We start from the raw sequence: 23,852 nt of genomic DNA, 5'->3' as shown, positions 1-23,852 counted from the left end.
TCCGATCTGACGTGAAGGTCACCCGCCCGCTCGTCGTGTTGCAGGCGTCAGGAGCGCACCAAGCGTGCGATCGCTTCGGAGGCTTCTCGGATCTTCCTGTCCGCCTCCGCGCCGCCTTTCGCGGCGGCTTCCATGACGCAGCCTGCCATGTGTCGCTCGAGGAGTTCGAGGGAGAACGACTGTAAGGCGCGGGTGGCCGCGGAGACCTGGGTGAGGACGTCGATGCAGTACTTGTCCTCTTCGATCATCTTCTGCAGACCCCGGATCTGCCCCTCGACGCGTCGTAGGCGTTTGAGCTGGCTCGCCTTGTCGTCGTCGTGATCGACCACGCTCACTCCTCGAATCGGGATTCCGCGTACGTCTCAATCATGCCCGGTCGGAAGCTGCGCCTGCAGGCGGGTTTCGAGGCTTCGCGGGCGGACGTGGCCGAAGGCGGCGTGGCATACGTCACGGGGGTATATGTATTGCCCTACCCCCCTAGGGTATGTAGAGTCGGTTTCAGGAGGTCGAGAGATGCACGGATACACGCAAGGCAAAGAGGAATACGTGACCCGGCTGCGACGGATCGAGGGTCAGATCCGGGGTCTGCAGAGGATGGTCGAAGAGGACAAGTACTGCATCGACATCCTGACGCAGGTGTCCGCGGCCACGAAGGCGCTGCAGTCGGTGTCGCTGGGGCTGATGGACGAACACCTCAAGCACTGCGTGTCCGACGCCATCGCCAAGGGCGGCACCGAAGCCGACGAGAAGATCAAAGAGGCGAGCGACGTGATCGCTCGCCTGGTCCGTTCCTGAAACCACGCGACGAATCCGGAGGAGAACCACGATGAGCGAGACCACCTACACCGTCACCGGCATGACCTGCGACCACTGCGTCCGGTCCGTCAGCGAAGAGGTCGGCAAGATCGCGGGCGTCACCGACGTCCGGGTGGATCTGCCCACCGGTGCGGTGACCGTGACCAGCTCCCAGGAACCCGAGGTCGCGGATGTGCGTGCGGCCGTCGAAGAAGCCGGATACGAGCTGACCGCCTGATTCGCGGTTCGCTCCTGATCGCGGGCACTGCCCGCACAAGGGACTCGAGATGAACACAGTTGCGAAGCTCTCCGCCTACGGTGTGGCGCTTGCCCTGGTCGCCGGTGGCGCCTGGGTCGCAGGCACCGCTGTCGGTCCTTTCGCCGGCGCCGCCGGCCTGCCCGGTGGCGAGGACACCGGGCATGGGGACGCTCACAGCGGCACCGTCGCGGAGGCGGCGCCGACCGACGAGCCCGGCGGGCTCGCGTCGTCCAGGGGCGGCTACACCCTCACGCCCACCACCACGACGCTCGCCACGGGCACGACCCAACCCTTCTCCTTCAAGATCCTCGGCCCTGACGGCCGGCCGGTCACCGCTTACGACGTCGAACACGAAAAGCGGATGCACCTCATCGTCGTCCGTCGTGACACGGCCGGTTTTCAGCACGTGCATCCCGAACTCGCGCCCGACGGCGTGTGGAGTGTCCCGCTGGCCCTGCCCGAGGCAGGCAGTTACCGCGTCTTCGCGGACTTCAAGCCGACCGGCGGAAGCGCCACGACCTTGGGTGTCGACGTCGCCGCGGCGGGGGAGTTCAACCCCGCCGAGTACCAGCCGTCGCGCGTCGCGAACGTCGACGGCTACCAGGTCCGCCTGGACGGCGAGCTGACGCCCGGCAAGTCGGCGAAGGTGACCTTGACGGTGACCAAGGACGGCCGCGACGTGACCGATCTCCAGCCGTATCTGGGTGCCTACGGACACCTGGTGGCGCTGCGCGGCGGCGACCTCGCCTACCTGCACGTCCACCCGGACGGCGAGCCCGGAGACGGCCGCACGAAGCCGGGCCCCACGGTGACCTTCTTCGCCGAAGTCCCCTCGGCGGGGACGTACCGGCTGTTCCTGGACTTCCAGCACCAGGGCAAGGTCCGCACCGCGGAATTCACCGTCGCCACCACGGGAACACCTGCGCCTTCGGCCACCCAGAACCAGACCCCACCCCCGGCGGCCGATGACGGACACGGCGGACACGGCTGACCGCGAGCCGGAAAGGAGTGACCACGATGACTTCCGATCTGGACCAGGCCACCACGGCCGAGGTCGAACTCGCGATCACCGGGATGACCTGCGCGTCGTGCGCGATGCGCATCGAGAAGAAGCTGAACAAGCTGGACGGCGTCACCGCCACGGTCAATTACGCCACGGAGAAGGCGAAGGTCACCTACAGCGGCGACATCGAACCCCAGCGGCTGATCGAGCAGGTGGAGGCGGCCGGTTACGCGGCAGCCCTGCCCGCTCCACCGAAGCAGGAGCAGCCGGATGGGCCCGCCGAGGAGGCCGACCCGATCGCCCCGTTGCGGCAGCGGCTGATCGGTTCCACGGTGCTGTCGGTGCCGGTGATCCTGCTGGCGATGGTGCCCGCGTTCCAGTTCACCTACTGGCAGTGGATCTCGCTGACGCTGGCCGCGCCGGTGCTGGTGTGGGCGGCGTGGCCGTTCCACAAGGCGGCGTGGGCGAATCTGCGCCACGGCGCCGCCACCATGGACACGCTGATCTCGTTGGGCACCCTCGCCGCGTTCCTGTGGTCGCTGTACGCGTTGCTGTTCGGCAGCGCGGGAACGCCGGGGATGACGCACGCCTTCGAGTTGACCGTGGAGCGGATGGCCGGTGACGGCAACATCTATCTCGAGGTCGCGGCCGGGGTGACGACGTTCATCCTCGCCGGTCGGTACTTCGAGGCGCGTTCCAAGCGCCGGGCCGGTGCCGCGCTGCGGGCGTTGCTGGAGCTGGGCGCGAAGGACGTCGCCGTTCTCCGGAACGGCAAGGAAGAGCGAATCCCGGTCGACCGGCTGGCCGTCGGCGATCTGTTCGTCGTGCGGCCGGGGGAGAAGATCGCCACCGACGGCGTGATCACCGAAGGCAGTTCCGCGGTGGACGCGAGCATGCTGACCGGCGAGAGCGTCCCCGTCGAGGTCGGGCCCGGCGACGCCGTGGTCGGCGCGACTGTCAACGCGGGCGGACGGCTCGTCGTCCGTGCGACGCGGGTCGGCGCGGACACGCAGCTGGCCCAGATGGCGAAGCTCGTCGAAGACGCGCAGACCGGCAAGGCGCAGGTCCAGCGGCTGGCCGACCGCGTGTCGGGCGTGTTCGTGCCGATCGTGATCGCGCTCGCCATCGGCACCTTGATGTTCTGGCTGGGCGCGGGCGGGACGGCCTCGGCGGCGTTCACCGCGGCGGTCGCCGTCCTCATCATCGCCTGCCCGTGCGCGCTCGGTCTCGCGACGCCGACCGCGTTGCTGGTCGGCACCGGCCGTGGTGCGCAGCTCGGCATCTTGATCAAGGGACCGGAAGTGCTGGAGTCGACCCGGTCGGTCGGCACGATCGTGCTGGACAAGACCGGCACCGTCACCACTGGCCGGATGGCGCTGGTCGAGGTCCACACCGCCGAGGGGGTCGACACCGACGAGGCGTTGCGGCTCGCGGGTGCGCTGGAGAACGCTTCCGAGCACCCGATCGCGCAAGCCATCGTGGCCGGCGCGCGGGACCGGGTCGGCGAGCTCCCCGCTGTCGAGGACTTCACGAACGTCGAAGGCCTTGGTGTGCAAGGGATCGTCGACGGCAAGGCGGTACTGGCAGGCCGCAGCGCGTTGCTGGAGGACTGGTCGCACCACCTGCCGGAGGAACTCGTCAAGGCCAAGGCCGGCGAAGAGGAACTCGGCCGGACGGCGGTCGTGGTCGGCTGGGACGGGAAGGCCCGCGCGGTCCTCGTCGTCGCCGACACGGTGAAGCCGACTTCCGCCGAGGCGATCACGCAGCTGCGTGCGCTCGGGCTGACCCCGGTCCTGCTGACCGGGGACAACGAGGCCGTGGCCCGCGCGGTGGCCGCGGAGGTCGGGATCACCGAGGTGATCGCGGAGGTCCTGCCCAAGGACAAGGTCGATGTGGTCAAGCGGCTGCAGGGCGAGGGCAAGGTGGTCGCGATGGTGGGTGACGGCGTCAACGACGCGGCCGCGCTGGCACAGGCCGACCTCGGTCTGGCCATGGGCACCGGCACCGACGTCGCCATCGAGGCCTCGGATCTCACCCTCGTCCGCGGTGACCTGCGGGCGGCGGTGGACGCGATCCGGCTCTCGCGGCGGACGCTGCGCACCATCAAGGGCAACCTGTTCTGGGCCTTCGCCTACAACGTCGCGGCGCTGCCACTGGCCGCGGCGGGGCTGCTCAATCCGATGATCGCCGGCGCCGCGATGGCGTTCAGCTCGGTCTTCGTGGTCACGAACAGCTTGCGGCTCAAGGGGTTCCGCAGCACGGCGAGCTGACCCTCGTTCGACACGGGGCGCTCGTGCGGCACTTTCGGTGCCGCGCGAGCGCCTTTTGCCGACCTCGGCCACGAGCGGGATCAGCTCCGAGTGCTGCTCAGTTCACGGCAGGCCTGTTCGCAGCGACGGCACGCTTCGGCGCATACGCGGCAGTGTTCGTGCATGCTCGCGTGTCCCTGGCACTCGTCACCGCACGCCTTGCATGCGGCGGCACACCCCTCGAGGATTGCCCGTGTCAGGTTCGGGTCGTAGCCCGTGCGCCGGGACAAGACCCGTCCTGTGGTCGCGCAGATGTCCGCGCAATCGAGATTGGTGCGCACGCACTTGACCAACTCGGCGACGCTCTTTTCGCTGAGGCATGCGTCCGCGCACGCCGTGCAGGTTTGGGCGCACTCGAAGCACGCTTCTATGCACCTCGTCAGCGCCTCACGATTCACCCCGCCCAAATCCGCCGGGTAGGTGCGGAGCATCTCGGCTGCCTGCGTCATGACGATTCCTTTCCTCGCGAAGCACGTAGCAGCCTTGGGGTACCCGAAATGGCGGGTATAAACCGATGAGCCACTATGTCACCTAGTAGAGGTGGTGCTCGGCAAGGAACCGGCGAATCGTGGGAGCGAACGCGTCGGCGAGGTCTTCGGCGGTGCGCAGCGTGTCCGACAGGGAAACGGGCGCGAGACGGCCGTTGGGCAGGACGCGGGCGGCGTTCTCGGCCAGCGCGGTCGGATGCCGCTGGTCCATACCCGGGAAGACCAAGGTGGGGGTCGTGATCGCGGCGAGCTCGTCGACGGAGCGGAACGAGCGGTCGTGGCCGATGGCGGCCGCGGCGGCGATGCTCGCGGGGTCGGAGCGCGGGATGGCGTCACGCACCAGCGCGCCGATGACGGGAGCGAGCTCGGGCAGGACCGGTGTCCAGGCCGCTTCGATGCCGTCGGTCCGGACACGTTCGGCGAAGGCGTCCATGAACGCGATCTCGGCTTGCTTCGCTTCGTCGTCTTCGATGTCTTCGACGCTGATCAGGATGGCGGCGCGGACGCGGCCGGGATGTTCGAGGCAGGTGCGCTGGGCGATGGTGGCCCCGAGGCCGGTTCCACCGACGACGGCGCGCTGGAAACCGAGGTGATCGAGTAGCGCGGCGACATCGTCGGAGTACTGAGTCCAGGTGTGCCGGGCCGGGTCGGTGCAGACCGATCGGCCGTAGCCGCGCACGTCAGGGAGGATGATCGTGTGCCGGTCCGCCAGCCGCTCGGCCAGCGGGATGAGGCTGTGATGATCAGGGCCACCCCCGTGCAGAAGCACAAGGGGTGGCCCAGAACCGAGGGAGACCGCGTAGAGCGGCCAGCCGTCGCCGCCGTGATACGTGATCTCCATTGTGGACACCTTAGTGGTGGTAGGCGTGCACCACCGCGTGTCCGGAACCGCGGCCGATGAGCCATTTGTTCACCGGTGTCGTGAGCAGGAAGGCGACGAGCAGCGCGAAGGCGAGCGCGCCCCAGAACAGCCAGCTGGCGAGTCCGGCCTCCATCGCGCCGGGGACGACGAGCATCACCCCGTTGTCGATGATCTCCATGACGAGGATCGAGACGGTGTCCGCGGCGAGGGCGACCTTGAGGGCCTGCTTGAAGCCGACACCCGCACGCAGCACGCCGCGCATGGTCAGCGCGTAGCCGAAGACGAACGCCAGCGCGACGGCGAGCACGATGGTGGCGACGTTGCCCCAGCCCAGCGCGGTGCCGATCACCATGCCGAGCACCTCACCGATGGCGCAGCCGGTGAGGCAGTGCAGGGTGGCCGACGCCGCCATGCCCCAGGAGACCTTCCCCGGTTGGTGGTGTTCGTGGCCCCCGTTGCCCGCATGGCCCCCGTGGTCGCCGTGGTGCTGCTGTTCGTGGTGCGAGTGGTCGTGCTCAACCGACATGGTCGTGTTTCTCCTTTGTGGACTGCTCGGCAGGTGTGGGTTCGAGTCCTGCGACGAGATTGAACGAACCGGTCAGCAGGTTGAGCGACACCAGTCCCACCGTGTCGGCGATGATCTGATCGCTCCAGCCGTGCTCTCGCAACTCGGCGATGTCTTCATCGCCGAGCGAAGACGGTTCGGCTAGGACTTGCACGGCATACGCGATCAGCGCGGCTTCGCGCCGGTCAGTGGAGGTGCCCTGCCGGGCCAGTGCGATGTCGTTGTCGCTGAGTCCGGCGGCCCGCGCGGCCCGTGTGTGCGCCTGCAAGCACAGCGCGCAACCGATCCACTCCTGCAGGGCGAGCGAGATCTTTTCGCCGAGTGCCCGGGGAAGCTTGACCCGCTTCATGGCCCGCGAGAAGTCGAGGTACCCCTGAAGGAGCGCGGGGGAGTGTGCCATCGCGGACACCATCGGACCTACCGAGCCACGCCGTTCGACGATTTCGCCGAGCAGCTCGGCGGACTTGGCTGACGCGTCGCTCGGGTCCAGCGACTGAAGACGCTGCACGGCTCCTCCTCATACTGTCGGTCGGCCACGGGAACATTATACCCGTAGGGGGTATCTGTCTAGCGCTGATGGTTCGGGGTTGGCCAAGAGTACAGCTCGCCCTGGCGATCTTCTGCTTGAAGTCTTCGGTGTTCTACGTGACGACTCTTTGTCGTGCAACGGGTTTTGTCATGAAAGCGGCACCTGTGACGATCGTGACACTAATACCCCCTAAGGGTACTTGTGCGGCGCCGTGAACCGGTCTACGTTGAGGTCCTCAATACCCCCTAGGGGTAACCAAGTCTCGAAAGGACGGTAGTCATGGCGGAGACATCCCCGGACCCGCGGCGGTGGTGGGCGCTGGGACTCATCGCGTTGGCCCAGTTCATGGTCATCATGGACACCTCGATCATCGGCGTCGCCCTACCCGCTATGCAGCAGGACCTCGGGTTCTCTCCGGGGGACCTGTCGTGGGTGTTCAATGCCTATGTCATCGCGCTCGCCGGGTTGCTGCTGCTCGGCGGACGTCTGTCGGATCTGTTCGGCGCGCGGAGGATGTTCACCGTGGGCTGGGTGGTCACCCTCGGTGGTTCGGTGGTCGCGGCGGTCGCGGGTACCGCGTGGGTGGAACTGGTCGGCCGGGTATTGCAGGGTGCGGGTGCGGCGTTGATCGCGCCGTCCGCGTTGACGCTGCTGATGATGCTGTTCGGCGCGCGTCCTCGTGAGCTGACCAAGGCGCTCGCGCTCTACGGTGCGGCCGCGCCCGCCGGTGGTACCGCGGGGGTGTTCCTCGGTGGCGTGATCACCGAGTGGCTGTCCTGGCCGTGGATTTTCTGGCTCTACGTCCCGATTTCGCTGGTCGCGATCGTGGCGACGGGCAAGCTGATGCCGTCCGCGCCCGCCCGGCGTGGTTCGGTCGACATCGCCGGTGCGATCGCGGCGACCGCGGGTCTCGGGTTGACCGTGTTCGGCGTCGTCCGGGCGCCGGAGGCGGGCTGGGACTCGGCGGGCACGTGGGGTGCGCTGGTGGGTGGCGTCGCGCTGCTCGCGGTGTTCGTGCTCGTCCAGCGCAGGCGGGAGGTTCCGTTGGTACGGCTGGGGATCTTCCGGACGCCGAATCTCGGCGGCGCGAACCTCGCGCAGTTCCTGCTCGGCGCGGCGTGGATCCCGATGTGGTACTTCCTGAACCTGTACCTGCAGCAGGTCCTGGGTTACGGGGCCTTCGCCAGCGGTGCCGCGCTGCTGCCGATGACCGTGCTGATCGTCGTGCTGATGGTCGCGGTCGCGCCACGGCTGATCGGCCGCTTCGGGCCGAAGAAGATGATCATCGGTGGTCTGTGGGCGCTCGCCGCGGGGCTGGTGTGGCTGTCGTTCGTCAGCCCGACGGGCAATTTCGTGGTCGACGTCCTGCCCGCTTCGCTGGTCGCGGCTCTCGGTCAGGCGCTGGCGTTCATCCCGTCGCTGGGCACCGCGATCTCCAGTGCGAAGCCGGAGGAAGGCGGACTGGCGTCGGGGATCGTGAACACCTCGTACCAGATCGGCTCGGCGCTCGGTCTCGCCGCGATGACCGCGGTCGGCGTGTCGTTCGGTGCGGGGCGGATCGGGGAGCCGGTCGCGCTGACCGGCGGCTACTCGGCGGCGTTCCTCGGGGCCGCGGGCATCGCGGTCGCCGGTGGCTTCCTGGCCATGGCCACCCTGCGCACCCCGAAGCCCGAGACCAGCGAGGTCGGCGGAGGTGAACCGGCGGTGCTGCGATGACCGGCTGTATCCCCGTGTGGAGGGCGAGACCGTGCCAGGTCCGCCCTCCACACGGCGTTTCACCTGGCCTTGAGATATTTTCGAGGCGACCTAAGGAAAGGGAACGACAGTGTCAGGCGCAGACGGTGGTGACAGGGCGGAGCCGCTGTCGGTGGTGACCACCAGCGCAGGTCCAAGTCACGTGATCATCACCGTGTCCGGCGACCTCGATCTCGTGACGACTGGGTCCCTCAAAGCGGAACTAAGCCAGGCACTCGACCCGGTGCCGAGCAGCATGGTCGTCGATCTGAACGGGGTGGACTTCTGTGATTCCACCGGCCTGTCGACTCTGATCGGTCTCAACAATCGCTGTGTCGCCGACAGCATCGTCCTTCAGTTCCTGCCCTCTGCGACGATCGACCGGTTGCTGCTGCGTACTGGGCTATCGGACCTGTTGCCGATCACTGAGCGGACTGTCAGCAGAAGGCCAGGCTGAACGCCCCCAGGAGGGCGACGGCAATGACGGCAGGGGCAGTCAAGCAGGCGACACCGCCGACGACGCTGGTCATGCCGGACCGCACGGGCAGCTGTTGACGGTCCTCGAGCCGGCTGATCCGGATAGAGGTGTCATCGCCCGACATCGCGAGCGCTTTCCTCGGACCGCCGGTGGCTCCGATGGTGAGCAGCGCTGACCGCACCGGGCCGGCTCCACATTCCGCGGCCGCCGTCCGATCGGCGGCCAATTCGACGAACAGGCTGATCGCTTTCGGCAGTTCGCGCATGAGCGGGACGAAACGCAGCGTCTTGCCCAATACATCGGCACAACCGGTGAGCAGATGGTGACGGCTGCGGACGTGAGCCTTCTCGTGGGCGAACACCGCCTGCAGTTCGGCAGGGGTGAGCTGGGAGCGCAACCCGTCACTCGCGACGATCATGGCGCGGCGGCCGCCCAGGCTGTAGGCGATCGGGTGCTCGTGCGGCAGCCACAAGGTCCGGACGCGATCCGATGGCCGGGAGCCGGTCAGCCGCAATGCGTCGAGATGCCGCTCGTGCAGCTGGTTGCGGCGCTGTCGACGTCTGATCGACGACAAGAGCAGCCGGATGAGCGCGAACGTCAGGAGGACACCGGCCGTACCGCCGACCACCAGGTCGAGGGACGGTATCCCGTCGTGACTGATCGTGGACAGACAGGCATCTATCAAGCGGGTGATCTGATCCGCGGGACCATGGCCGGGCAGTGCGAGAAGGAGTACGCCGCCGACCGTGCCCACCAGCAGGCCGGTCGCGGTCATGAGCCACCAGGTGATCGCCGCCGCCGGGCTGCCCTGCGGCGTCCCGAACCTCGCCAGGACCGGTGGGGAACACCAGCCGACGATCAGGACGCCGAGGAGAAGCGCGGCGGCGGGGATCACCGCTTTCGCTGCTTTCGGCGTAAGGCGCGGCGCAGGATGTCCGACTCTTCCTCGGAAACCGACTGCGCGAAGTGCAGCAGCACCGATTCCGGGTCGCTCGCCGAGTCGAGCACGTCACGAAGGGCCTGGGCAGTGGCTTCCTCACGCGAGGTGATCGCTCGGTAGCGGTACGCGCGGCCTTCCATTTCGCGGACGACCCATTCCTTGCGGTACAGGTTGTCCAGCACGGTCATGACCGTGGTGTACGCCAGGTCCCGCTCCTTGGCGATCTCCTCGAGCACCTCGCGGACCAGCATGGGTTCCGAACCGCGCCACAGCACGTCCATCACCGTGGCTTCAAGCTCGCCCAACCGACGCATGACACCTCCTGGCAGCAAGGATACCGTCCTGCCCCCGTCAGCCGACGATGCGCCTCGCGCCCATCAGGTGCCCATCACCCCTCATGGACCGGACGTCGACGAGCTGTCCTTCGGTCGGCGCGTCGACCATTTTCCCGCTGCCCACGAACATGCCGACGTGATGGATAGCACCGGGATTGCCGGTTCCGTCGTCATAGAACAGCAGGTCGCCAGGCTGCAATTGGTCGAGGGAGACCGGCTTTCCGGCCGTGTACTGCTGACGGCTGGTGCGGGGGATGTTGACACCCGCCTGGCGGTAGGCCCAGGAAGTCAAGCCGGAGCAGTCGAACTCGGCTGGGCCGGTGGCACCCCATTCGTATTGCGAGCCCCGTTTGGACAGTGCGGCTTGCAGTGCGTCGTTCGCCGCTCCGGGCGGGCCGAGATAAGAGCCACTGTCCTGCACCTTGCCCAGTTTGGCCTTGTCTTGCGCCGGAAGCGCCCCGAGCGCTTGACGAACCTGTTTGATCTGCCGGTCGAGGTCGTTCTTCCGGTTGGTGACCTGGTCCACCGCCCACTGCGCGGCCGCTGTCGCCTCGCTCGCACGCTTCTGGGCTTCTGCTGCCTGTGCCCGGCCTTTGGCGGCCTGATCGAGCACAGTCCTCAGTCCGGCGAGCGCGTCCGCTTTCTGTCCGGACAGGAGGGAGATGGCCGCGGATTTCTGCAGGAACTCCGTCCGGCTGTTGCTGTCGAGCAACGCCGCGAGCTGATTGACCGAAGACGCTCCCTGGAAATTCGCGGCGACGAGTTTGTCGACCTCGCCCCGGAATTTCGTGATGGAGCCCTCCGCGTCCGCCAACGCCTTGTTGGCGGCTGCGAGATCGGAGTCGGCCCTGGCGCTCGTGGCTTTCCGCGCGGCCAGGTCGTCCTGCGCGGCGGAGAAGTCTTCTTCGGCTTTGGCGGCGTCGGCGCCGAGGCGCTGGTAGCGAGACATCGGATCCTGCGCCTCGGCGGGTGGCGGCGCCGGCTGCGCACTCGCGGGGATCGTGCTCAATCCGAGCGGGAGAACAACGGCGGCGGTCAAGACGCGCAGTGAAGCCGTACGGCGTCGGTGCGGTGTCACGGGTGCTGGATCTCCTGTCGTGCTTTGCCGAGCTGGTCGCGGACCGCCCCGAAGGCCCGCGGGTCACCGTAAGGTGATGAGCCGCACTTGTCCACTATTTCACTTAGTACTAGGTAGATGGCATAGAGTAGCGAGAAGTCAGAATGTGATGGTCACTACCGCTTGCGCCGGTACAGGCTCACCAAGGTCTCTTCGCGGGAGTCTTCGACGAGCTGAGAACGGTGTACGCGACGTAGTCCGGCCATCTCGGCGATCAGATCGAGCTCATCGGCGATGTGGATGTGCGCGCCGTGCCGTGGTTCGGTTCGTCCGGGCGACGTCGCGGGACGCGCTTCCACGAGAACGATGCCGTCCGGTGTGACATGTTCGGCGGCCATGCGCAGCAAGTGAATCTGAGAGCGCAGTCTTTCCCTGCTGGTCAACGCTTCCGGGCACAGCAGGATCGAGCCGAAGTAGGTTCCGGCGGGCAAGGTGATATCGAGATCGTCCACATTGGTCGCGACGGTCAACAGAAACCCCGCATCCGCGAGAGATGCCTTCATGTCCTCGTCTGCCACGCCGATGTGCAGGACGCGAGGTTCCTGTGTCCATGAGTGCAGGAGCCGCACGAGGTGGCTTCGGGTCGGCGTAACGATCCGGAGCGCATGACGCGACATCGATCACCTGTCGTCCGAGTCGGAAGAGAACCACAGCAAGTAGTACTAGGCGTAATAGTAACCACTGGCGAGGGATCCCGTCGAGACCCGGCGGCAGTGGGTCAGCCCTGCGGGAGCAGCCCCTGCATCTCGCGGATCTCGGCCTCTTGTGCGTCGATGATCTTCTGAGCGAGGGCCTTGGCGTCGGCGTTGGAACCCTTGGCGAGTTCGGTCTTCGCCATGTCGACCGCGCCCTGGTGGTGCCGGATCATCATGCCGAGCCACATCTTGTCGAAGTCGGCCCCCTTGGCCTGCTCGAGTTCCTTCATTTCGGCCTCGGTCATCATGCCGGACATCGGTCCGTGGTCCATGGGCATGCCGGAGCTCGCCGCGGGGCCCGCGCCCCAGGCGGTCAGCCACGCCTTCATCTGCTGGATTTCTGGGTCCTGAGCCTTTTCGATGCGGCTCGCCAGGTCGCTGACCTGAGGGTTCGTGCTGCGCGACGGCACCATCTTTGACATGTCCAGTGCCTGGCTGTGGTGTTCGATCATCTGCTGGGCGAAGGTGATGTCATCCGCGTTCTGGCCGGCCTGCCGTCCCGGCGACGGAGCCGCCGACGAGTTGTTGTGGTCCATGCCGGACACTCCGGCGTCGTCGCCGCTGCAGCCCGCGAGAACAAGCGCGACGGCGATGGCGACACCGCTGACGATCAGTGATTTGCGCATGGTGAATACATCCTTGTTTGTCTTGCTGAAATGAGTGTGATCGACGAGGAAACCCGTCCATCACACGCGCAATACGCACAAGGAGTTCAAAATCGGCCTGCCGGCCCGGCCCGGAGGTCTGGACGGTGGCGGCGGGGCGCGGGGGCCCGCCGGTTCGGCCGCCCTGTACACCGGGTGGGCCCGGCGTAACCGGAGAAGCAGTCCCAGCCCGGCGATCAGGGCACCGACCGCACCGAGTACGGCGAGGCACAGGTGCAGAAAGCCGTGGTCGTCATGCGGGGAGGTGGGATGGCCGCCATCCTGCTCGGTGGCCGCGGCTCCTTCACCGTGCCCGACGCTGGTTACCTGCGCCGCCGAAGACATCTCCGGCATACCGGTCGACGTCGTGAGATGGTGCATCGCCACGAGGCAAAAGGCGAGCACACCCAGCAGGAAGACCCGCTGGGTTCTGCTGAGCGCGCTCGCCGTCATGACCCAAGGCTACCTATCTGCATCGGCGGATGAGGCAGGGTCACGGCTTTCACGCCGCCACCGGGATGAGGCGTTCGGCCCTGTCGAGTGCGCGCAGGCACCAGGCGCAACCGGCTCCGATGACGGCGAGGACAGCCCATGGTGCCGCTGGTACACCGGCATTTCTCGCGATGTCCAAGGCGGTGCCGGTGAGCAGGTTGCCGAGGAGGATGCCCACGCCGACCACGGTGTTGTACAGCCCATAGTGGGTCGCGACCAGTTTGCCACCGGAGAGGGCGACGATCGTGTCCATTTCGAACGGGAAGACCACGATGGTCCCGAGCGCGAGCAGGGCGGCCGAGAGAATCAGCGATGCCCAGCTCAACGTCGCCGGACCGGCCGTCGCGCCCGCGGTGAGCATGGGCGGGAGAAACGCCGTCCCCATGAGCAGGAGACCGACGGCGAGGCACTTGCCGGATCCCCACCGCCGCCTGCACCACGCGGTGATCCGCAACTGCCCGGCGATCGCCAGCCCTCCCGACACCGCGAACAACAGCGCCACCAGTGTTGTTCCCGCCACTCCTGGGCCACCGATCCGGCGAGCCTCGAGAGGAAGTGCGAGATAGACCTGGAACGACAGGACGTACGAGCCGATCATCGCGAGCGAGAACAGCACGAACGACCGGTTGCCGAACGCGGTCGCCCAGTCCTGCCGGATCGAAGTCCGCGCGGCCGGGTCACCCTTGGCACGCGAACGAGGCGGCAGGGACCGAATCTGCAGAACGGTCAGGACCGCGAACACCGCGGCCGCGACGAGGCAGGTCACTTGGAAGGCGAAACTCGTCAGGACCAGCCCGACGACCGGGCCCAGCAGGATGCCCGCCTGGTAGAACACGTTGAACAACGCGAACGCCTCGACCCGCCGCTCCTCACCGGCGTCTTCGGCGAGGTAGGCCCGCACCGCGGGATTGAACAACGCGCCCGCGAACCCGGTGGCCGCCGAGGCGACGATCAGCGCCGGAACCGAATCGACCAGGCCGAGCAATGCGAAACCACCTGTCCGCAGCGCGCATCCGGCGACGATCAGCGGCTTGTAGCCGAGCCTGTCGGCCAGCGTGCCACCGATCAGGAACATGCCCTGCTGGGAGAAGTTCCGCACGCCCAGGATGAGCCCCACGGCCCAGCCCGCCAGCGCCAGATCCGCCGACAGGTGCCCCGCGAGGTAGGGCATCAGCATGTAGAAGCCCAGGTTGATGGTGAACTGGTTCAGCATCAACAGCTGGGACGGCCGGTCGAACGACCTGAACTTGACGACCAGATCCTTCACGCCCGCACCTCGGACGGGTCGATGACGTGCGCGCAGCGTGTCCACCGCTCGACGACCCGGTCGACGGGATTGACGACGACGTCGGGCTCGTCCGCGGGGATCTGTCCGAGCAAGCCGTTCGCCGCGCAGTAGTCGTCGTTGTAAACCGTGTCGAAGTAGCGGTGGGGGCCGTCGGGGAAGATCGTGACGATCCGTGTGTCGGCAGCTTCGGTCCTCGCGAGCCAACCAGCAACGAGTGCGACCGCTCCGACGCTCCACCCGCCTGTCGCGTGGTGGGACGCGGCGAGCAGACGGCAGGTCCACACCGCTTCGGCCGGGGCGACCCAATGGACCTCGTCGAAACCGCCGTAGTCCACATTGCGCGGATAGATGCTCGATCCGAGTCCGCGCATCAACCGAGGGCGCGCCGGCTGGCCGAAGATCGTGGAACCGATGGTGTCGACGCCGACGACCTTCATCTCCGGGTAGTGCTCGCGCAGAACCCGAGACACCCCGGCCGAATGGCCGCCGGTGCCTACCGAGCACACCAGGACGTCGACGCGGTCGAGCTGGTCCACCAGCTCCAGCGCGAGTGGCTTGTAGGCGTCCACGTTGTCCGGGTTGTTGTACTGGTCGGGGCAGTACGCGCCGGGTTCTTCGTCGAGGAGCTTCTGCACGCGGTCCCGGCGGGCCTGCTGCCAGCCGCCGGTCGGGTGCGGTGCGGTGACGAGCTCGACACGGGCTCCGTGCGCGGCCAGCATCCGGTGCACGATCGGTTCGAGGCCTGGATCGGTGACCACGGTGACCGGGTGGCCGTAGACGATTCCGGCGAGCGCGAGGCCGAGTCCCAGCGTGCCGCTGGTCGATTCCACGATCCTCGCGCCCGGAGCCAGGTCGCCCCGCTCCCGTGCCCGGGAAATCATGTGCAAGGCCGGGCGGTCTTTCATGCCACCGGGATTGAATCCTTCGAGCTTCGCCCAGAAGCCGCGGCCCGGCGCCGCGTCCGGCCCATCGATCCACAGCACCGGGGTGTTGCCGACCGCACTTGCCGGATTACGGCCGCGCGTGATGGTCCTTTGGCCCGGGAGGGTGTTCCCGGACACGGTCGAGCCGTTGGCGGACAAGGGTGTCCTCATCGAGATCTCTTTCAGTGAATCGTCGCGAAGCGCGACGGTCGAACGGAACGGGGCCGGCTGGGTCGTTCGGTCCGATCACGTTCGCGTGACACAGATCTCGATGAGCAAAGCACGTCCGGTTATGCGCGGATCCCGTCCTGGGCTCCCATAGCCGGGGGAATGAACCGGTGAGCGGAATAATCCGGTAAACGTATTCTCGTGGGGAATCGCCGACCACGTCGTGTCCGTCGTTCCTCGCGTACCGCGATGAATGGCGTCCGTGGTCGTGTGTTGCTGGTGTGCGTGGTGCTCGGGCTCGCAGTCGTGGGTCAGTGGGGCGTGCGTGGTGGCGCTGATGGCGACATGCTCGTCCGCGTGGGCGTGTGCTTGCGGGAAACATTGGCCCAGCTGCAGCGAAAAAAGCCAAAAGAGCAGAGTGGCGAGCCACAGCATTGGCCTCACTCTGCGACGTGGCGTAGTCGGATAGCCCCTCACAGTTATCGGACCGTATCAGCAAAGATCCGACGCCTGCCACCTTCAATCGTATTAGTTCTGCTACTGGCGAAGAAATCACCCGATTTCCTGCCTGGCTACTACCCGTGGTAGTTGAGAGTGAACTCTATTTGAACGCAGTGTGATCGAGTGATCTGTCGTGTCCCGGGATGCGGGAATGTCGACGAGTGGGCCGACGGCGGGGTGTTGCCTTTTGGGATTAATCGGATTGAATATATCGCGTCGACGGTGCGAAAAAGGCGGGTGCGGAGTCACGTGGGACCTCGCACCCGCCTGCGCGCGTCGCCAAAGGGGGAGGGGTCGACGCGGGCGGCGCGGAGCGCTACGAGAGCGCCCTGGCCTCGCTGATACTAAGTGCAATAGTAGTTGTGTGGCAAGTCTTCACCATTGTCGTGGCGGGACGACTCTGTTGTGCTGCCTCGTTGCTCAGAGGCGGCGAAGCAGCCCGGTCAGGGTGACCTGGACAAGGCGCCGGACGGCCGCCTTCGACCGCATCCGGTCGGCCGCGGTGAGCGCGTGCAGGCAGAACGTGGCGAGCTCGGCGGGCGGAACGTCCTCGCGGAGATCGCCGGATCGTGCGCCGTCGGCGATCGGTGTCTCGACGAAACCCTTGAGATGCTCTCTGGCGTGTTCGACGTGCTCGCCCCGGTGGAGCAAGGCCACCAGTTCCGTGCCGTGGTGTACATGAGAGAGATCAGGGCGTAGGCCTCGAGTGCGGCGGTGAGCCGGTCCAGCGGTCGGTGGCGCGATCTTTCGCCGCGGTGAGCAGGTTCGAGTGGCGAGCGATCTGGCGCTGGTGCCAGGCGATCAGGATCGCCTCGACGTCCGAGAAGTACTTGTACAGCGTCGCGCGGCCGACGCCGCGCGTGCGGACCGGATGTCTTCAGTGGTCAGGCCGACGATGGCGAGCGCCAGAAACGCCGCCACGGCGCCGAGCCGGCCGAGCGACGTCGCGATGTGGACGCTGAGCGACAGCTTGCGCGGTCGCGGATTCATCGGTTCCCGCCGATGTTCACGCCGGCCAAGTGTGGGACCACGCAGATGACGAGCAGTGTGATCGCGACCGCCGCGACTGTGAGTACCCAGCGAGGCCTCGGCTCCGGCCGATCCGCGGGTTCGGTGTCGGCTGAGCTGTCCGGACGGTCGGGTGGTGTGGTCACGGCGGCGTCCCTTCGATGGATTCGAGCGCAGACGCTGGCCTTTCTGGAGACGCTCTGTCTACGGTCAGAGACGAAATGCCCGATGTAAGCGGAGCGCTTGCGGAGCCGAACGGGGAATTGACGTCCGGGCTCCGTATCATCGCCGTCGTGACGCGGACAGCCCGCCGGACGACGGCCGTGCGAGGACGGCTCGCACAGCTTGTCGCCGTGCTGGCCGTCTTCGTCGGCTTGGCGTTCGCCGCCGGTCTGCAATGCACTGAAGGCATGGCGATGCCGATGGCACACGGCATGGCCTCTGCGGAGACGCATATCGCTCCCGAGCCCGGTGCCGCCTACTGCGCGCCGGAAACGATGACCTCCGTCGATGGCGGTTTGCCTGGTCACGACGGTTCGGGTGGGACTTTGGCGACCTGCCTGGCCTTCCTCTTCGCGGTCGTCGCGGCTGTCACGACCTTGCCACCTTCGCGACTACGAGGCCTGGTGGCGACCTTTAGGCGAGTGCGCGTGGTAGCGCGTTACGCTGTCTGGTCTCGTGCTCCACGACTCGAGGAACTCTGCCTCCTGCGGACGTAGAAGGAGTCTGCCCGCACCACGGCCGGTCGATCGCTTCGGTCGCTGTGCCGGGCATGCGCTCGTCGACTCCTCTCTACTTCCTCGCAGGAGGCTCTTCGCATGAATCTTGCTGCTGTACTGGTTACCGGCCTGTTCGCCGGCGGCGTGTCCTGTGCCGCGGTCCAAGGTGGACTGTTGACCGGGTTGATCACCCGTCAAAAGGCCGCGACCGCTTCACTGTCCGCTCCAGCCCAGGCCGAAGGACGAACGCGACGCGGCTCGCGTAACCAGCTCGGTGATGACCTCGCGCCGGTCGGCGGGTTCCTCGTCGGCAAGCTGGTCTCGCACACGCTGCTCGGTGCGCTGCTGGGAGCCGTCGGCGGCGCCGTCGAACTGTCCGTCGGCGCCCGCACCTGGCTCCAGATCGGCGCAGGCCTTTTGATCATCGTCTTCGGGCTGGCGCAGCTCGGCGTGCCTGGATTCCGCCGGGTGGTCGTCGAACCGCCGATCTCGTGGATGAAGATCGTCCGGAATCGGGCTCGGTCGCAGGCCGCGCTGGCTCCGGCACTGCTCGGGTTGGCCACCGTCCTCATCCCATGCGGAGTGACGTTGTCGGTCGAAGCCCTGGCGCTGACCTCGGGCAGCGCACTCGGCGGCGCGGCGACGATGGCGGTGTTCGTGCTCGGAACCGGTCCTTTGTTCGCGATCCTCGGCTACGCCGCCCGCAAGGCCGCGACCGCCTGGCAAGGAAGGCTGGCCCTCGTGACCGGGCTCGTAGTGCTGGCGATGGGCTTCTATACCCTCAACGGAGGTTTGGAACTCGCCGGATCGCCACTGTCCGCCAGGCGCATCGCTCAAGCCGTCGGCGGCTCGGACGCGGCCGTCGATACCGCAGCCGCGTCCACAGTGGAGGGAAAGCAGACCGTTGTGATCACCGCGCGCACCGGTTCCTACAGCCCCGAGAACGTTCAGGCGAAATCCGGGGTGCCCACCACGCTAGTGGTCAAGTCGGAAGGGGCACAGGGCTGCGTGCGGTCGTTCGTCATCCGAGACGAGCAGAAGATCCTGCCCGTCAAGGGCGAGACACGGATCGACCTGGGCGTCCTGCGGCCCGGGCGGCTGGATTACGCCTGCAGCATGGGCATGTACACCGGCGTCATCACCGTCGTCTGAGTCAAGGAGTCCACCATGGCATCAACTGAGAAGTTCATCTTCCAGGTCGACGGCATGCACTGCGGTAGCTGCGCCTTGCTCATCGACGACGCGCTGGAAGACCTCCCTGGTGTGCTGAGTACGCAGACGACCGTGAAAAAGGGGATCAGCACCGTCGAGCTGGACGCGGACCGAAGCAGTGTCCAGGATGTGGTCAAGGCGATCGAGGGACTGGGCTACCGCGCGTCTCCACGGCCCTGATCGTGGGCCTGCTCGGGCGTGGCGTCATCGGATCCATGCCTGCTCGCTCGTCGCAGCAGCAGGTAGCCGAGCGTCACGCCGAGTACGGCGCCGACCGTGTTGGCGGCCTGGTCGGACAGACTGCAGTAACGGCCTGGGATCAGCATCTGCAACGGCTCGATGAGCGCGGGAAGCAGGAACGCGAAAAGCAACGTCGGCAGCGCGCGTTCGGTCGCCAGGGTCGCCGCACAGGTCAGGGGAAGCGGCAGCAGGGCGTTCAGCAGAGTGCCGCCGAGCCCGCCACCGGAGTGCAGGAGCCCGTCGATCGGGTCTGCGGTACCGATGGACAGGCAAGGGTGAAACTCACTGAAGCCGGAGTCTTCGCCGGGAGTCAGGGTGATGGCCAGGCCGGCGGCGAGCAGTATGAGAGTTGTCAGCGTCGCGTTCCTGCCCCAGCCGGTGCGGGCCGCGAGCAGCTTGGCCAGTGGCACGCTGACCAGGCAGCCGGCTACCAGCGCGACCAGCGTCCAGCTCGAAATGGGCACGTGGGTGCCGAAGACCGTCACTGTCGCTCCTCGCTGTCGTCCACGTTGCCAGGCGGATCATGCGCCGACCTCGCTACTACGGGTTATAGTAGGTAGATCGCCGACGTGGCGTTCGTCGTTCCGGGGAAGGGTGAACGGACTGGACGGTCAAGGGCTCCGGGCAGGCCGGCGCTTCTTCGTTGTCATGTCGGCCTTCATGGCCTGGAGCAGCCGGACGACCGGCGTCAGGTCATCGGCTTCCTGGCGGCAGCTCCGGCAAAACCGAAGGTGTCGTTCGAAGCCCGCTCGTTCGATCTCGTCGAGAATGCCGATCAGGTAAGCCGCCGCTGAGATGCCGAGTGGGCAGAATCCGGCCATCGCGCCTCCTCGGTCTCGGCCCAGTGCTCTACTATAAATCTTAGTAGAGTGTCGGAGGGTATGCGACCGGCTGGGCGAGTGACGGTTCGCGCCCGCCCGTTGCCGATTCCGCTTCCATGGGCAGGGCCACAGTTCGTTCGTGCCTTGCGTGCCAGAGAAGTGATGACTCAGCTGTGACCGGTCGTGTTTTCGGTTCCCTGGATCGCGATCGTCATCGTGGACCGACAACCGCGGCCGCTGTCTTCTTGGTGGGGGCAGTGGCTTTGCGAGTGGTCGGCGAGGTCCTTGCCGGTGTCGAGTTGCTCGAGGGCTCGCCCACGCCGATGAGCAGTGCATCGGTGTCGACCGGTGTGACCGGGAAGCCGCCGGTCTGGGTGACGGTCGTGCGGTGGCCGCCGAGCGCGACCCGGAACGCGGTGTCGGAGCCGGCGTTGATGAACCGGATCCGCACGCGGTGCGCGGGCTTGGCGGTGAACGTCGCCGGTGCGCCGCCGACGCGGCCGTTGAACAGGTAGTGCGGGTAGGTGACGTCTCCGTCCAGTGTTCGGCCGCCCATGCCGTGCATCGAGTGACCGCCGCCCCGCTGAAGAGTCGCGAGGACCCGGTCTGGAGTGGTGCGGTGCCGTCGATCCAGTCGTCGAGCACGACCGTCCACTCCGCGTCGTAACCGCCGGGTTCGGCAGGGTCCTCGACGATCAGCGGGCGCGTACAGTCCGCGGTCGAGCTGCGTGCCGGTGCGCGGATGGAACCAGTACGTGCCCGGCGACGGCGCCATGAACCGATAGGTGAACGCCTCGCCCGGCTTGGTCCGAGCCTGGGTGAGGTCGGGAACTCCGTCCATGTCATTGCGCAACGCCAGGCCGTGCCAGTGGATCGAGGTGTCCACGGGCAGCCGGTTGACCAGACGCGCTTCGAGCAGGTCGCCCGCGGTGACGCGGATTTCGCGGCCGGGCGCGACGTCGTCATAGGTCCACGGGTCGACCACCGGACCGCCGAGGTCGATCTGGCCCGTGGCCGCGGTGAGTGTGACCGATCGGGTGCGGCCGGTGCCGCCACGCGCGGTCTCGGTCCTGCCCACCAGCGGGTCGGTGGGCAGGATCAGCCGGTTCTCGGTCGTGCAGGCGGTCAGGCCTGTGACGGCCAGCGCGCCGGCGCCGAGAAAGGCGCGGCGGGTGAACGGGCTCATGCGACGGCCTTTCGGAACAATCGGGTCGCCAGCAGCCCGAGCCCGAGCAGCCAGGCGAGTCCGAGCAGTAACGGTCCCGTCTCGTCGAAGCTGGCGGTCAGTCCGCCGTCGAGCAGCACGCGGTCGGCGCCGTAGCCGGGCAGGAACCTGGCCCAGTCCGGTGGTTCGCCGCGCAGCATCGGGCTCTGCGCGATTCCGACATCGAGGAACGGCACGAGGAACGCGATGAGCACGCCGGACACGCGGCCGAAGATCGGGCCGATGCACACGCCGATGAGGGCGTAGATCGCGGCCAGCAACACGTTGCCGCCCGCGTAGACGATCCACTGCGCGGCGTCGAAAACGGTGACGGTGACGGCGAGGGACGCGGCGGTCACCAGCAGGACGGCGAAACCGATCACGCCGAGCCGCGCCGACAACAGGGTGCCGGTGCGGAGCCCGGCCAGGGTGAGCCGCTGATCGCCGGAGCGGGCGTCGAGCACGATGAACAGCCCGGCGAGTGTGGCGAGCGAGGCGATGGCGATCGGAGTCATGGTGCCGGCGTGGACGTCCGGCAGCCAGAACGAGAACGGCGCCGTGCGGCCGTCGTCCACAAGGGACAGCACCATGGGTTCGTCAGGGGTGGTCACTTTGGACAACCAGATGAACACGACCGGCACGACGACCAGCAGCACCCAGAGCACCGGGTTACGGCGGTAGTCGCGCAACCCCATGCGGAGCGCGGTTGCGAACTGCCCGCGGCGGACCGTGCGGTGGTGCGCGATCCGCGTCGTCGACATCACGACGACCCAGGCCACCGCCAGCGCGCCGAGCACCCAGACCAGTGCCCAACCGAGGTCGCCGAGCGCGCCGCCGTGCCGGGACGGCAGGTCGACCATCCACAGCGTGACGTAGTGAGTGGGCAGCCAGCGGGTCGCCAACCGGTCGGGTGAGCCCACCGCGGGACCGAAGAACACGTCCACGATCCAGATGAAGAGGATCACCACGGTGCCGTTGACCGGGTTGGGTACCAGCACGCCGGCCAGAGCCCCGATCGCCAGGTAGATCACCGCGAACATCAGCGTGCCCGCGATCACTCGCCAGGGAGCATCGATGCCGGTACGGAGCAGCAGCGCGACGAGAGCGGCGGCTGACACCAGCGCGGCGAGTGCGAGCCCGGTCGTCAGGCGCGCGGCGACCAGACGATCGGCGGGCAGGCCGGCGAGCACCAGCCGGCGGTCGGCCGCACGCGCCGACCTCAGCTGGAAGTACATGGCGATACCGGCCAGGAATCCGGCCGCCCAGCCCGCCGAGGCCGTCTCCACCGACGGACCGGTGCCACCGAGCAGCTTCGCCGCCTCGGCCATCGACCCGGCGGCGATCACGACGAACACCACCGGGACCAGCACGAGCACCAGCAGGTTGACCGGGTTACGGACGTAGTCGGCGAGGAACCGGCGCACGAACAACAGCGTCGTCATCTCGGTTCCGCCCGTCCGTCGCGTAGCTGGACGATCCGGTCGAAGCGTTCCTCGTCGGCGACGAAATGGCTGATGATCAGAACCGAGCGCCCCTGTTCGCGGCGCTGGGCGACCAGTTGCCAAAACTTGACGTAGGTATCCCAGTCGAACCCGGCGTAGGGCTCGTCCAGCAGCAGCACCTCCGGATCGGCGAGCAGCGCCAAGCCCAGGTTCAGCTTCGCCAGCGTGCCACCCGAGAGCCGGTCGGCTCGGGTCGACGCGTACCGCTCGAAACCGAGCGCCGCGTACAGTTCGCGCCGGGCTCGCCGTTCCGCGGCCGGGCTCATCCGATAGGCGCGGCCGAACAACTCGAAGTGCTCGTCGCAGGTGAGCCGCTCGTAGAACACCGGTTCCTGCGGGCAGTACCCGAGCTTGCCGTCGACCACGACGGTGCCCGCGTCCGCGCGCAGCGCCCCGACGAGGATTTTCATGAACGTCGACTTCCCCGACCCGTTCTCGCCGACCAGCCCGACGACCTCGCCGGGACGCAGCGTGATGTCCGCGCCCCGCAGGATGTTCTGCCGGTGCCGCAGTCCGCGCCGATAGCTCTTCTCGATGCCCGCCGCGTCGAGAACGAAGGTCCGTACCGGTCGTTCGACGGTGGTCATGGCGCGATCCAGGTGCCCGTGGCGTCTTGGGGGAGCCCGGTGATGCGGAGCTCGACCGCGGCGGCCGGTGGAATCGGCGTGCTGAACCGCAGGGTGCCCTCGCGGTGATGCCCGCCGGGCCCCTGGCCGTCCCAGCCCGCTCCGCCCGCGGACGTGCCGTTCACTGTCAGGCGGGCCGCGGCGGCCGGGTCCAGGCCCAAGTCCACCGTATGCGTGTCGAATTCGATCTCGAACACGGCGCCGGAGCGGTCCAGGGTCAGCGCCGTCATCGTCACCTCGACCTCGCCCGCCCGCACGGTCCGCGTGCCCAGACCCGCCGCCGGCGCCTCGTCAGAACGAGTGAGCGACCACGCGACCACTCCGACGACGACGAGCGCGATCGCGCCGAGGATGGCGACTCCGCGCCATGATGTGGTGATGTGCACCATGGAATC

30 protein-coding genes are annotated in these 23,852 nt (G+C 67.4%); 9 read left to right on the top strand and 21 right to left on the bottom strand.

Annotation, left to right across the window (positions count from 1 at the left end):
* Positions 1 to 47: 47 nt before the first annotated feature.
* Positions 48 to 329 carry a metal-sensitive transcriptional regulator gene (locus LCL61_RS29550; RefSeq protein WP_340682787.1) on the bottom strand — a complete coding sequence of 94 codons (282 nt, stop codon included), beginning with the start codon at positions 327 to 329 and terminating at the stop codon, positions 48 to 50.
* A 184-nt stretch (positions 330 to 513) separates the two neighbouring features.
* On the opposite strand from LCL61_RS29550, the gene LCL61_RS29545 reads away from it, so the two are divergent.
* From LCL61_RS29545 to LCL61_RS29530, 4 genes are read left to right on the top strand one after another with little or no spacing between them, the layout of a single operon-like run.
* A complete protein-coding gene (locus LCL61_RS29545; protein WP_340682786.1) occupies positions 514 to 795 on the top strand; it encodes a metal-sensitive transcriptional regulator in 282 nt (93 codons plus the stop codon).
* 31 nt (positions 796 to 826) lie between these two features.
* Positions 827 to 1,033: a heavy metal-associated domain-containing protein gene (locus tag LCL61_RS29540; RefSeq protein WP_340682785.1), complete on the top strand. Its 207-nt coding sequence runs from the start codon at positions 827 to 829 to the stop codon at positions 1,031 to 1,033.
* A 49-nt stretch (positions 1,034 to 1,082) separates the two neighbouring features.
* Positions 1,083 to 2,045, top strand: coding sequence for a hypothetical protein (locus LCL61_RS29535; protein ID WP_340682784.1), 963 nt, complete (start codon positions 1,083 to 1,085; stop codon positions 2,043 to 2,045).
* 26 nt (positions 2,046 to 2,071) lie between these two features.
* Complete coding sequence (locus LCL61_RS29530; protein ID WP_340682783.1) at positions 2,072 to 4,327, top strand: heavy metal translocating P-type ATPase; 2,256 nt, start codon at positions 2,072 to 2,074, stop codon at positions 4,325 to 4,327.
* 80 nt (positions 4,328 to 4,407) lie between these two features.
* Here the strand turns inward: LCL61_RS29530 and LCL61_RS42705 are convergent, their stop codons facing one another.
* The 4 genes from LCL61_RS42705 to LCL61_RS29510 all read right to left on the bottom strand — a co-directional run bounded on the left by LCL61_RS42705 (position 4,408) and on the right by LCL61_RS29510 (position 6,789).
* Positions 4,408 to 4,491, bottom strand: a complete 84-nt coding sequence (locus LCL61_RS42705) for a four-helix bundle copper-binding protein (protein ID WP_425342068.1) — start codon at positions 4,489 to 4,491, stop codon at positions 4,408 to 4,410.
* Between the two features lie 406 nt (positions 4,492 to 4,897).
* Positions 4,898 to 5,695, bottom strand: a complete 798-nt coding sequence (locus LCL61_RS29520; protein WP_340682781.1) for an alpha/beta hydrolase — start codon at positions 5,693 to 5,695, stop codon at positions 4,898 to 4,900.
* 10 nt (positions 5,696 to 5,705) lie between these two features.
* Entirely contained in the window at positions 5,706 to 6,242 is a 537-nt protein-coding gene (locus LCL61_RS29515) for a DUF4396 domain-containing protein (RefSeq protein WP_425341943.1), read from the bottom strand.
* The gene (locus tag LCL61_RS29510) at positions 6,232 to 6,789 is read right to left on the bottom strand and encodes a carboxymuconolactone decarboxylase family protein (RefSeq protein WP_340682780.1); all 558 of its coding nucleotides are present in this window, start codon (positions 6,787 to 6,789) and stop codon (positions 6,232 to 6,234) included. Before LCL61_RS29510 ends, LCL61_RS29515 begins: the two co-directional genes overlap by 11 nt.
* Before the next feature lie 300 nt (positions 6,790 to 7,089).
* Here LCL61_RS29510 and LCL61_RS29505 point away from each other — a divergent pair, with 300 nt between their 5' ends.
* Together LCL61_RS29505 and LCL61_RS29500 are read left to right on the top strand one after the other, a co-directional pair.
* Positions 7,090 to 8,526, top strand: a complete 1,437-nt coding sequence (locus tag LCL61_RS29505) for an MFS transporter (RefSeq protein WP_340682779.1) — start codon at positions 7,090 to 7,092, stop codon at positions 8,524 to 8,526.
* Positions 8,527 to 8,707: 181 nt separating this feature from the next.
* Complete coding sequence (locus LCL61_RS29500; protein ID WP_340682778.1) at positions 8,708 to 9,001, top strand: STAS domain-containing protein; 294 nt, start codon at positions 8,708 to 8,710, stop codon at positions 8,999 to 9,001.
* On the opposite strand, the gene LCL61_RS29495 is transcribed toward LCL61_RS29500, so the two are convergent.
* From LCL61_RS29495 to LCL61_RS29450, 10 genes are all read right to left on the bottom strand, one after another.
* Positions 8,982 to 9,917: a M56 family metallopeptidase gene (locus LCL61_RS29495; protein WP_340682777.1), complete on the bottom strand. Its 936-nt coding sequence runs from the start codon at positions 9,915 to 9,917 to the stop codon at positions 8,982 to 8,984. The genes LCL61_RS29500 and LCL61_RS29495 overlap by 20 nt on opposite strands.
* On the bottom strand, positions 9,914 to 10,276 hold the full coding sequence (locus LCL61_RS29490) for a BlaI/MecI/CopY family transcriptional regulator (RefSeq protein WP_340682776.1): 363 nt from the start codon (positions 10,274 to 10,276) through the stop codon (positions 9,914 to 9,916). The genes LCL61_RS29495 and LCL61_RS29490 overlap by 4 nt, the downstream gene beginning before the upstream one ends.
* Positions 10,277 to 10,313: 37 nt before the next feature.
* Positions 10,314 to 11,336 (bottom strand): C40 family peptidase, encoded by a 1,023-nt coding sequence (locus LCL61_RS29485; protein WP_340682775.1) that lies wholly within the window; start codon positions 11,334 to 11,336, stop codon positions 10,314 to 10,316.
* Positions 11,337 to 11,530: 194 nt separating this feature from the next.
* Positions 11,531 to 11,932, bottom strand: a complete 402-nt coding sequence (locus LCL61_RS29480) for a hypothetical protein (RefSeq protein ID WP_340682774.1) — start codon at positions 11,930 to 11,932, stop codon at positions 11,531 to 11,533.
* Between the two features lie 200 nt (positions 11,933 to 12,132).
* The gene (locus LCL61_RS29475; protein ID WP_340682773.1) at positions 12,133 to 12,735 is read right to left on the bottom strand and encodes a DUF305 domain-containing protein; all 603 of its coding nucleotides are present in this window, start codon (positions 12,733 to 12,735) and stop codon (positions 12,133 to 12,135) included.
* Between the two features lie 60 nt (positions 12,736 to 12,795).
* Positions 12,796 to 13,206 (bottom strand): DUF6153 family protein, encoded by a 411-nt coding sequence (locus LCL61_RS29470; RefSeq protein WP_340682772.1) that lies wholly within the window; start codon positions 13,204 to 13,206, stop codon positions 12,796 to 12,798.
* Positions 13,207 to 13,255: 49 nt separating this feature from the next.
* Positions 13,256 to 14,512 carry an MFS transporter gene (locus LCL61_RS29465; RefSeq protein ID WP_340682771.1) on the bottom strand — a complete coding sequence of 419 codons (1,257 nt, stop codon included), beginning with the start codon at positions 14,510 to 14,512 and terminating at the stop codon, positions 13,256 to 13,258.
* Positions 14,509 to 15,627, bottom strand: coding sequence for a PLP-dependent cysteine synthase family protein (locus LCL61_RS29460; protein ID WP_340682770.1), 1,119 nt, complete (start codon positions 15,625 to 15,627; stop codon positions 14,509 to 14,511). The genes LCL61_RS29465 and LCL61_RS29460 overlap by 4 nt, the downstream gene beginning before the upstream one ends.
* A 918-nt stretch (positions 15,628 to 16,545) precedes the next feature.
* The gene (locus tag LCL61_RS29455; RefSeq protein WP_340682769.1) at positions 16,546 to 16,782 is read right to left on the bottom strand and encodes a hypothetical protein; all 237 of its coding nucleotides are present in this window, start codon (positions 16,780 to 16,782) and stop codon (positions 16,546 to 16,548) included.
* A 144-nt stretch (positions 16,783 to 16,926) separates the two neighbouring features.
* Entirely contained in the window at positions 16,927 to 17,115 is a 189-nt protein-coding gene (locus tag LCL61_RS29450) for a hypothetical protein (protein WP_340682768.1), read from the bottom strand.
* 311 nt (positions 17,116 to 17,426) lie between these two features.
* Between LCL61_RS29450 and LCL61_RS29445 the strand changes: the two genes are divergently transcribed.
* The 3 genes from LCL61_RS29445 to LCL61_RS29435 all read left to right on the top strand — a co-directional run bounded on the left by LCL61_RS29445 (position 17,427) and on the right by LCL61_RS29435 (position 19,244).
* A complete protein-coding gene (locus LCL61_RS29445; RefSeq protein ID WP_340682767.1) occupies positions 17,427 to 17,852 on the top strand; it encodes a DUF6153 family protein in 426 nt (141 codons plus the stop codon).
* A gap of 99 nt (positions 17,853 to 17,951) precedes the next feature.
* Positions 17,952 to 19,004, top strand: coding sequence for a sulfite exporter TauE/SafE family protein (locus LCL61_RS29440; protein ID WP_340682766.1), 1,053 nt, complete (start codon positions 17,952 to 17,954; stop codon positions 19,002 to 19,004).
* Between the two features lie 15 nt (positions 19,005 to 19,019).
* Positions 19,020 to 19,244, top strand: coding sequence for a heavy-metal-associated domain-containing protein (locus LCL61_RS29435; protein WP_340682765.1), 225 nt, complete (start codon positions 19,020 to 19,022; stop codon positions 19,242 to 19,244).
* Here the strand turns inward: LCL61_RS29435 and LCL61_RS29430 are convergent.
* From LCL61_RS29430 to LCL61_RS29405, 6 genes are all read right to left on the bottom strand, one after another.
* Positions 19,220 to 19,789: a VanZ family protein gene (locus LCL61_RS29430; RefSeq protein ID WP_340682764.1), complete on the bottom strand. Its 570-nt coding sequence runs from the start codon at positions 19,787 to 19,789 to the stop codon at positions 19,220 to 19,222. The genes LCL61_RS29435 and LCL61_RS29430 overlap by 25 nt on opposite strands.
* A gap of 126 nt (positions 19,790 to 19,915) precedes the next feature.
* Entirely contained in the window at positions 19,916 to 20,125 is a 210-nt protein-coding gene (locus LCL61_RS29425) for a zf-HC2 domain-containing protein (RefSeq protein WP_340682763.1), read from the bottom strand.
* A 211-nt stretch (positions 20,126 to 20,336) separates the two neighbouring features.
* Positions 20,337 to 21,311 carry a multicopper oxidase domain-containing protein gene (locus LCL61_RS29420; RefSeq protein ID WP_340682762.1) on the bottom strand — a complete coding sequence of 325 codons (975 nt, stop codon included), beginning with the start codon at positions 21,309 to 21,311 and terminating at the stop codon, positions 20,337 to 20,339.
* Positions 21,308 to 22,771: an ABC transporter permease gene (locus LCL61_RS29415; protein WP_340682761.1), complete on the bottom strand. Its 1,464-nt coding sequence runs from the start codon at positions 22,769 to 22,771 to the stop codon at positions 21,308 to 21,310. Before LCL61_RS29415 ends, LCL61_RS29420 begins: the two co-directional genes overlap by 4 nt.
* Positions 22,768 to 23,418 carry an ABC transporter ATP-binding protein gene (locus tag LCL61_RS29410; protein ID WP_340682760.1) on the bottom strand — a complete coding sequence of 217 codons (651 nt, stop codon included), beginning with the start codon at positions 23,416 to 23,418 and terminating at the stop codon, positions 22,768 to 22,770. Before LCL61_RS29410 ends, LCL61_RS29415 begins: the two co-directional genes overlap by 4 nt.
* Positions 23,415 to 23,846 (bottom strand): hypothetical protein, encoded by a 432-nt coding sequence (locus tag LCL61_RS29405; RefSeq protein ID WP_340682759.1) that lies wholly within the window; start codon positions 23,844 to 23,846, stop codon positions 23,415 to 23,417. Before LCL61_RS29405 ends, LCL61_RS29410 begins: the two co-directional genes overlap by 4 nt.
* Positions 23,847 to 23,852: the final 6 nt, after the last annotated feature.

The organism is Amycolatopsis coloradensis (genome assembly GCF_037997115.1).
GTDB classification, from domain to species: Bacteria; Actinomycetota; Actinomycetes; order Mycobacteriales; family Pseudonocardiaceae; genus Amycolatopsis; species Amycolatopsis coloradensis_A.
This window is presented reverse-complemented; position numbering and strand designations above follow the sequence as displayed.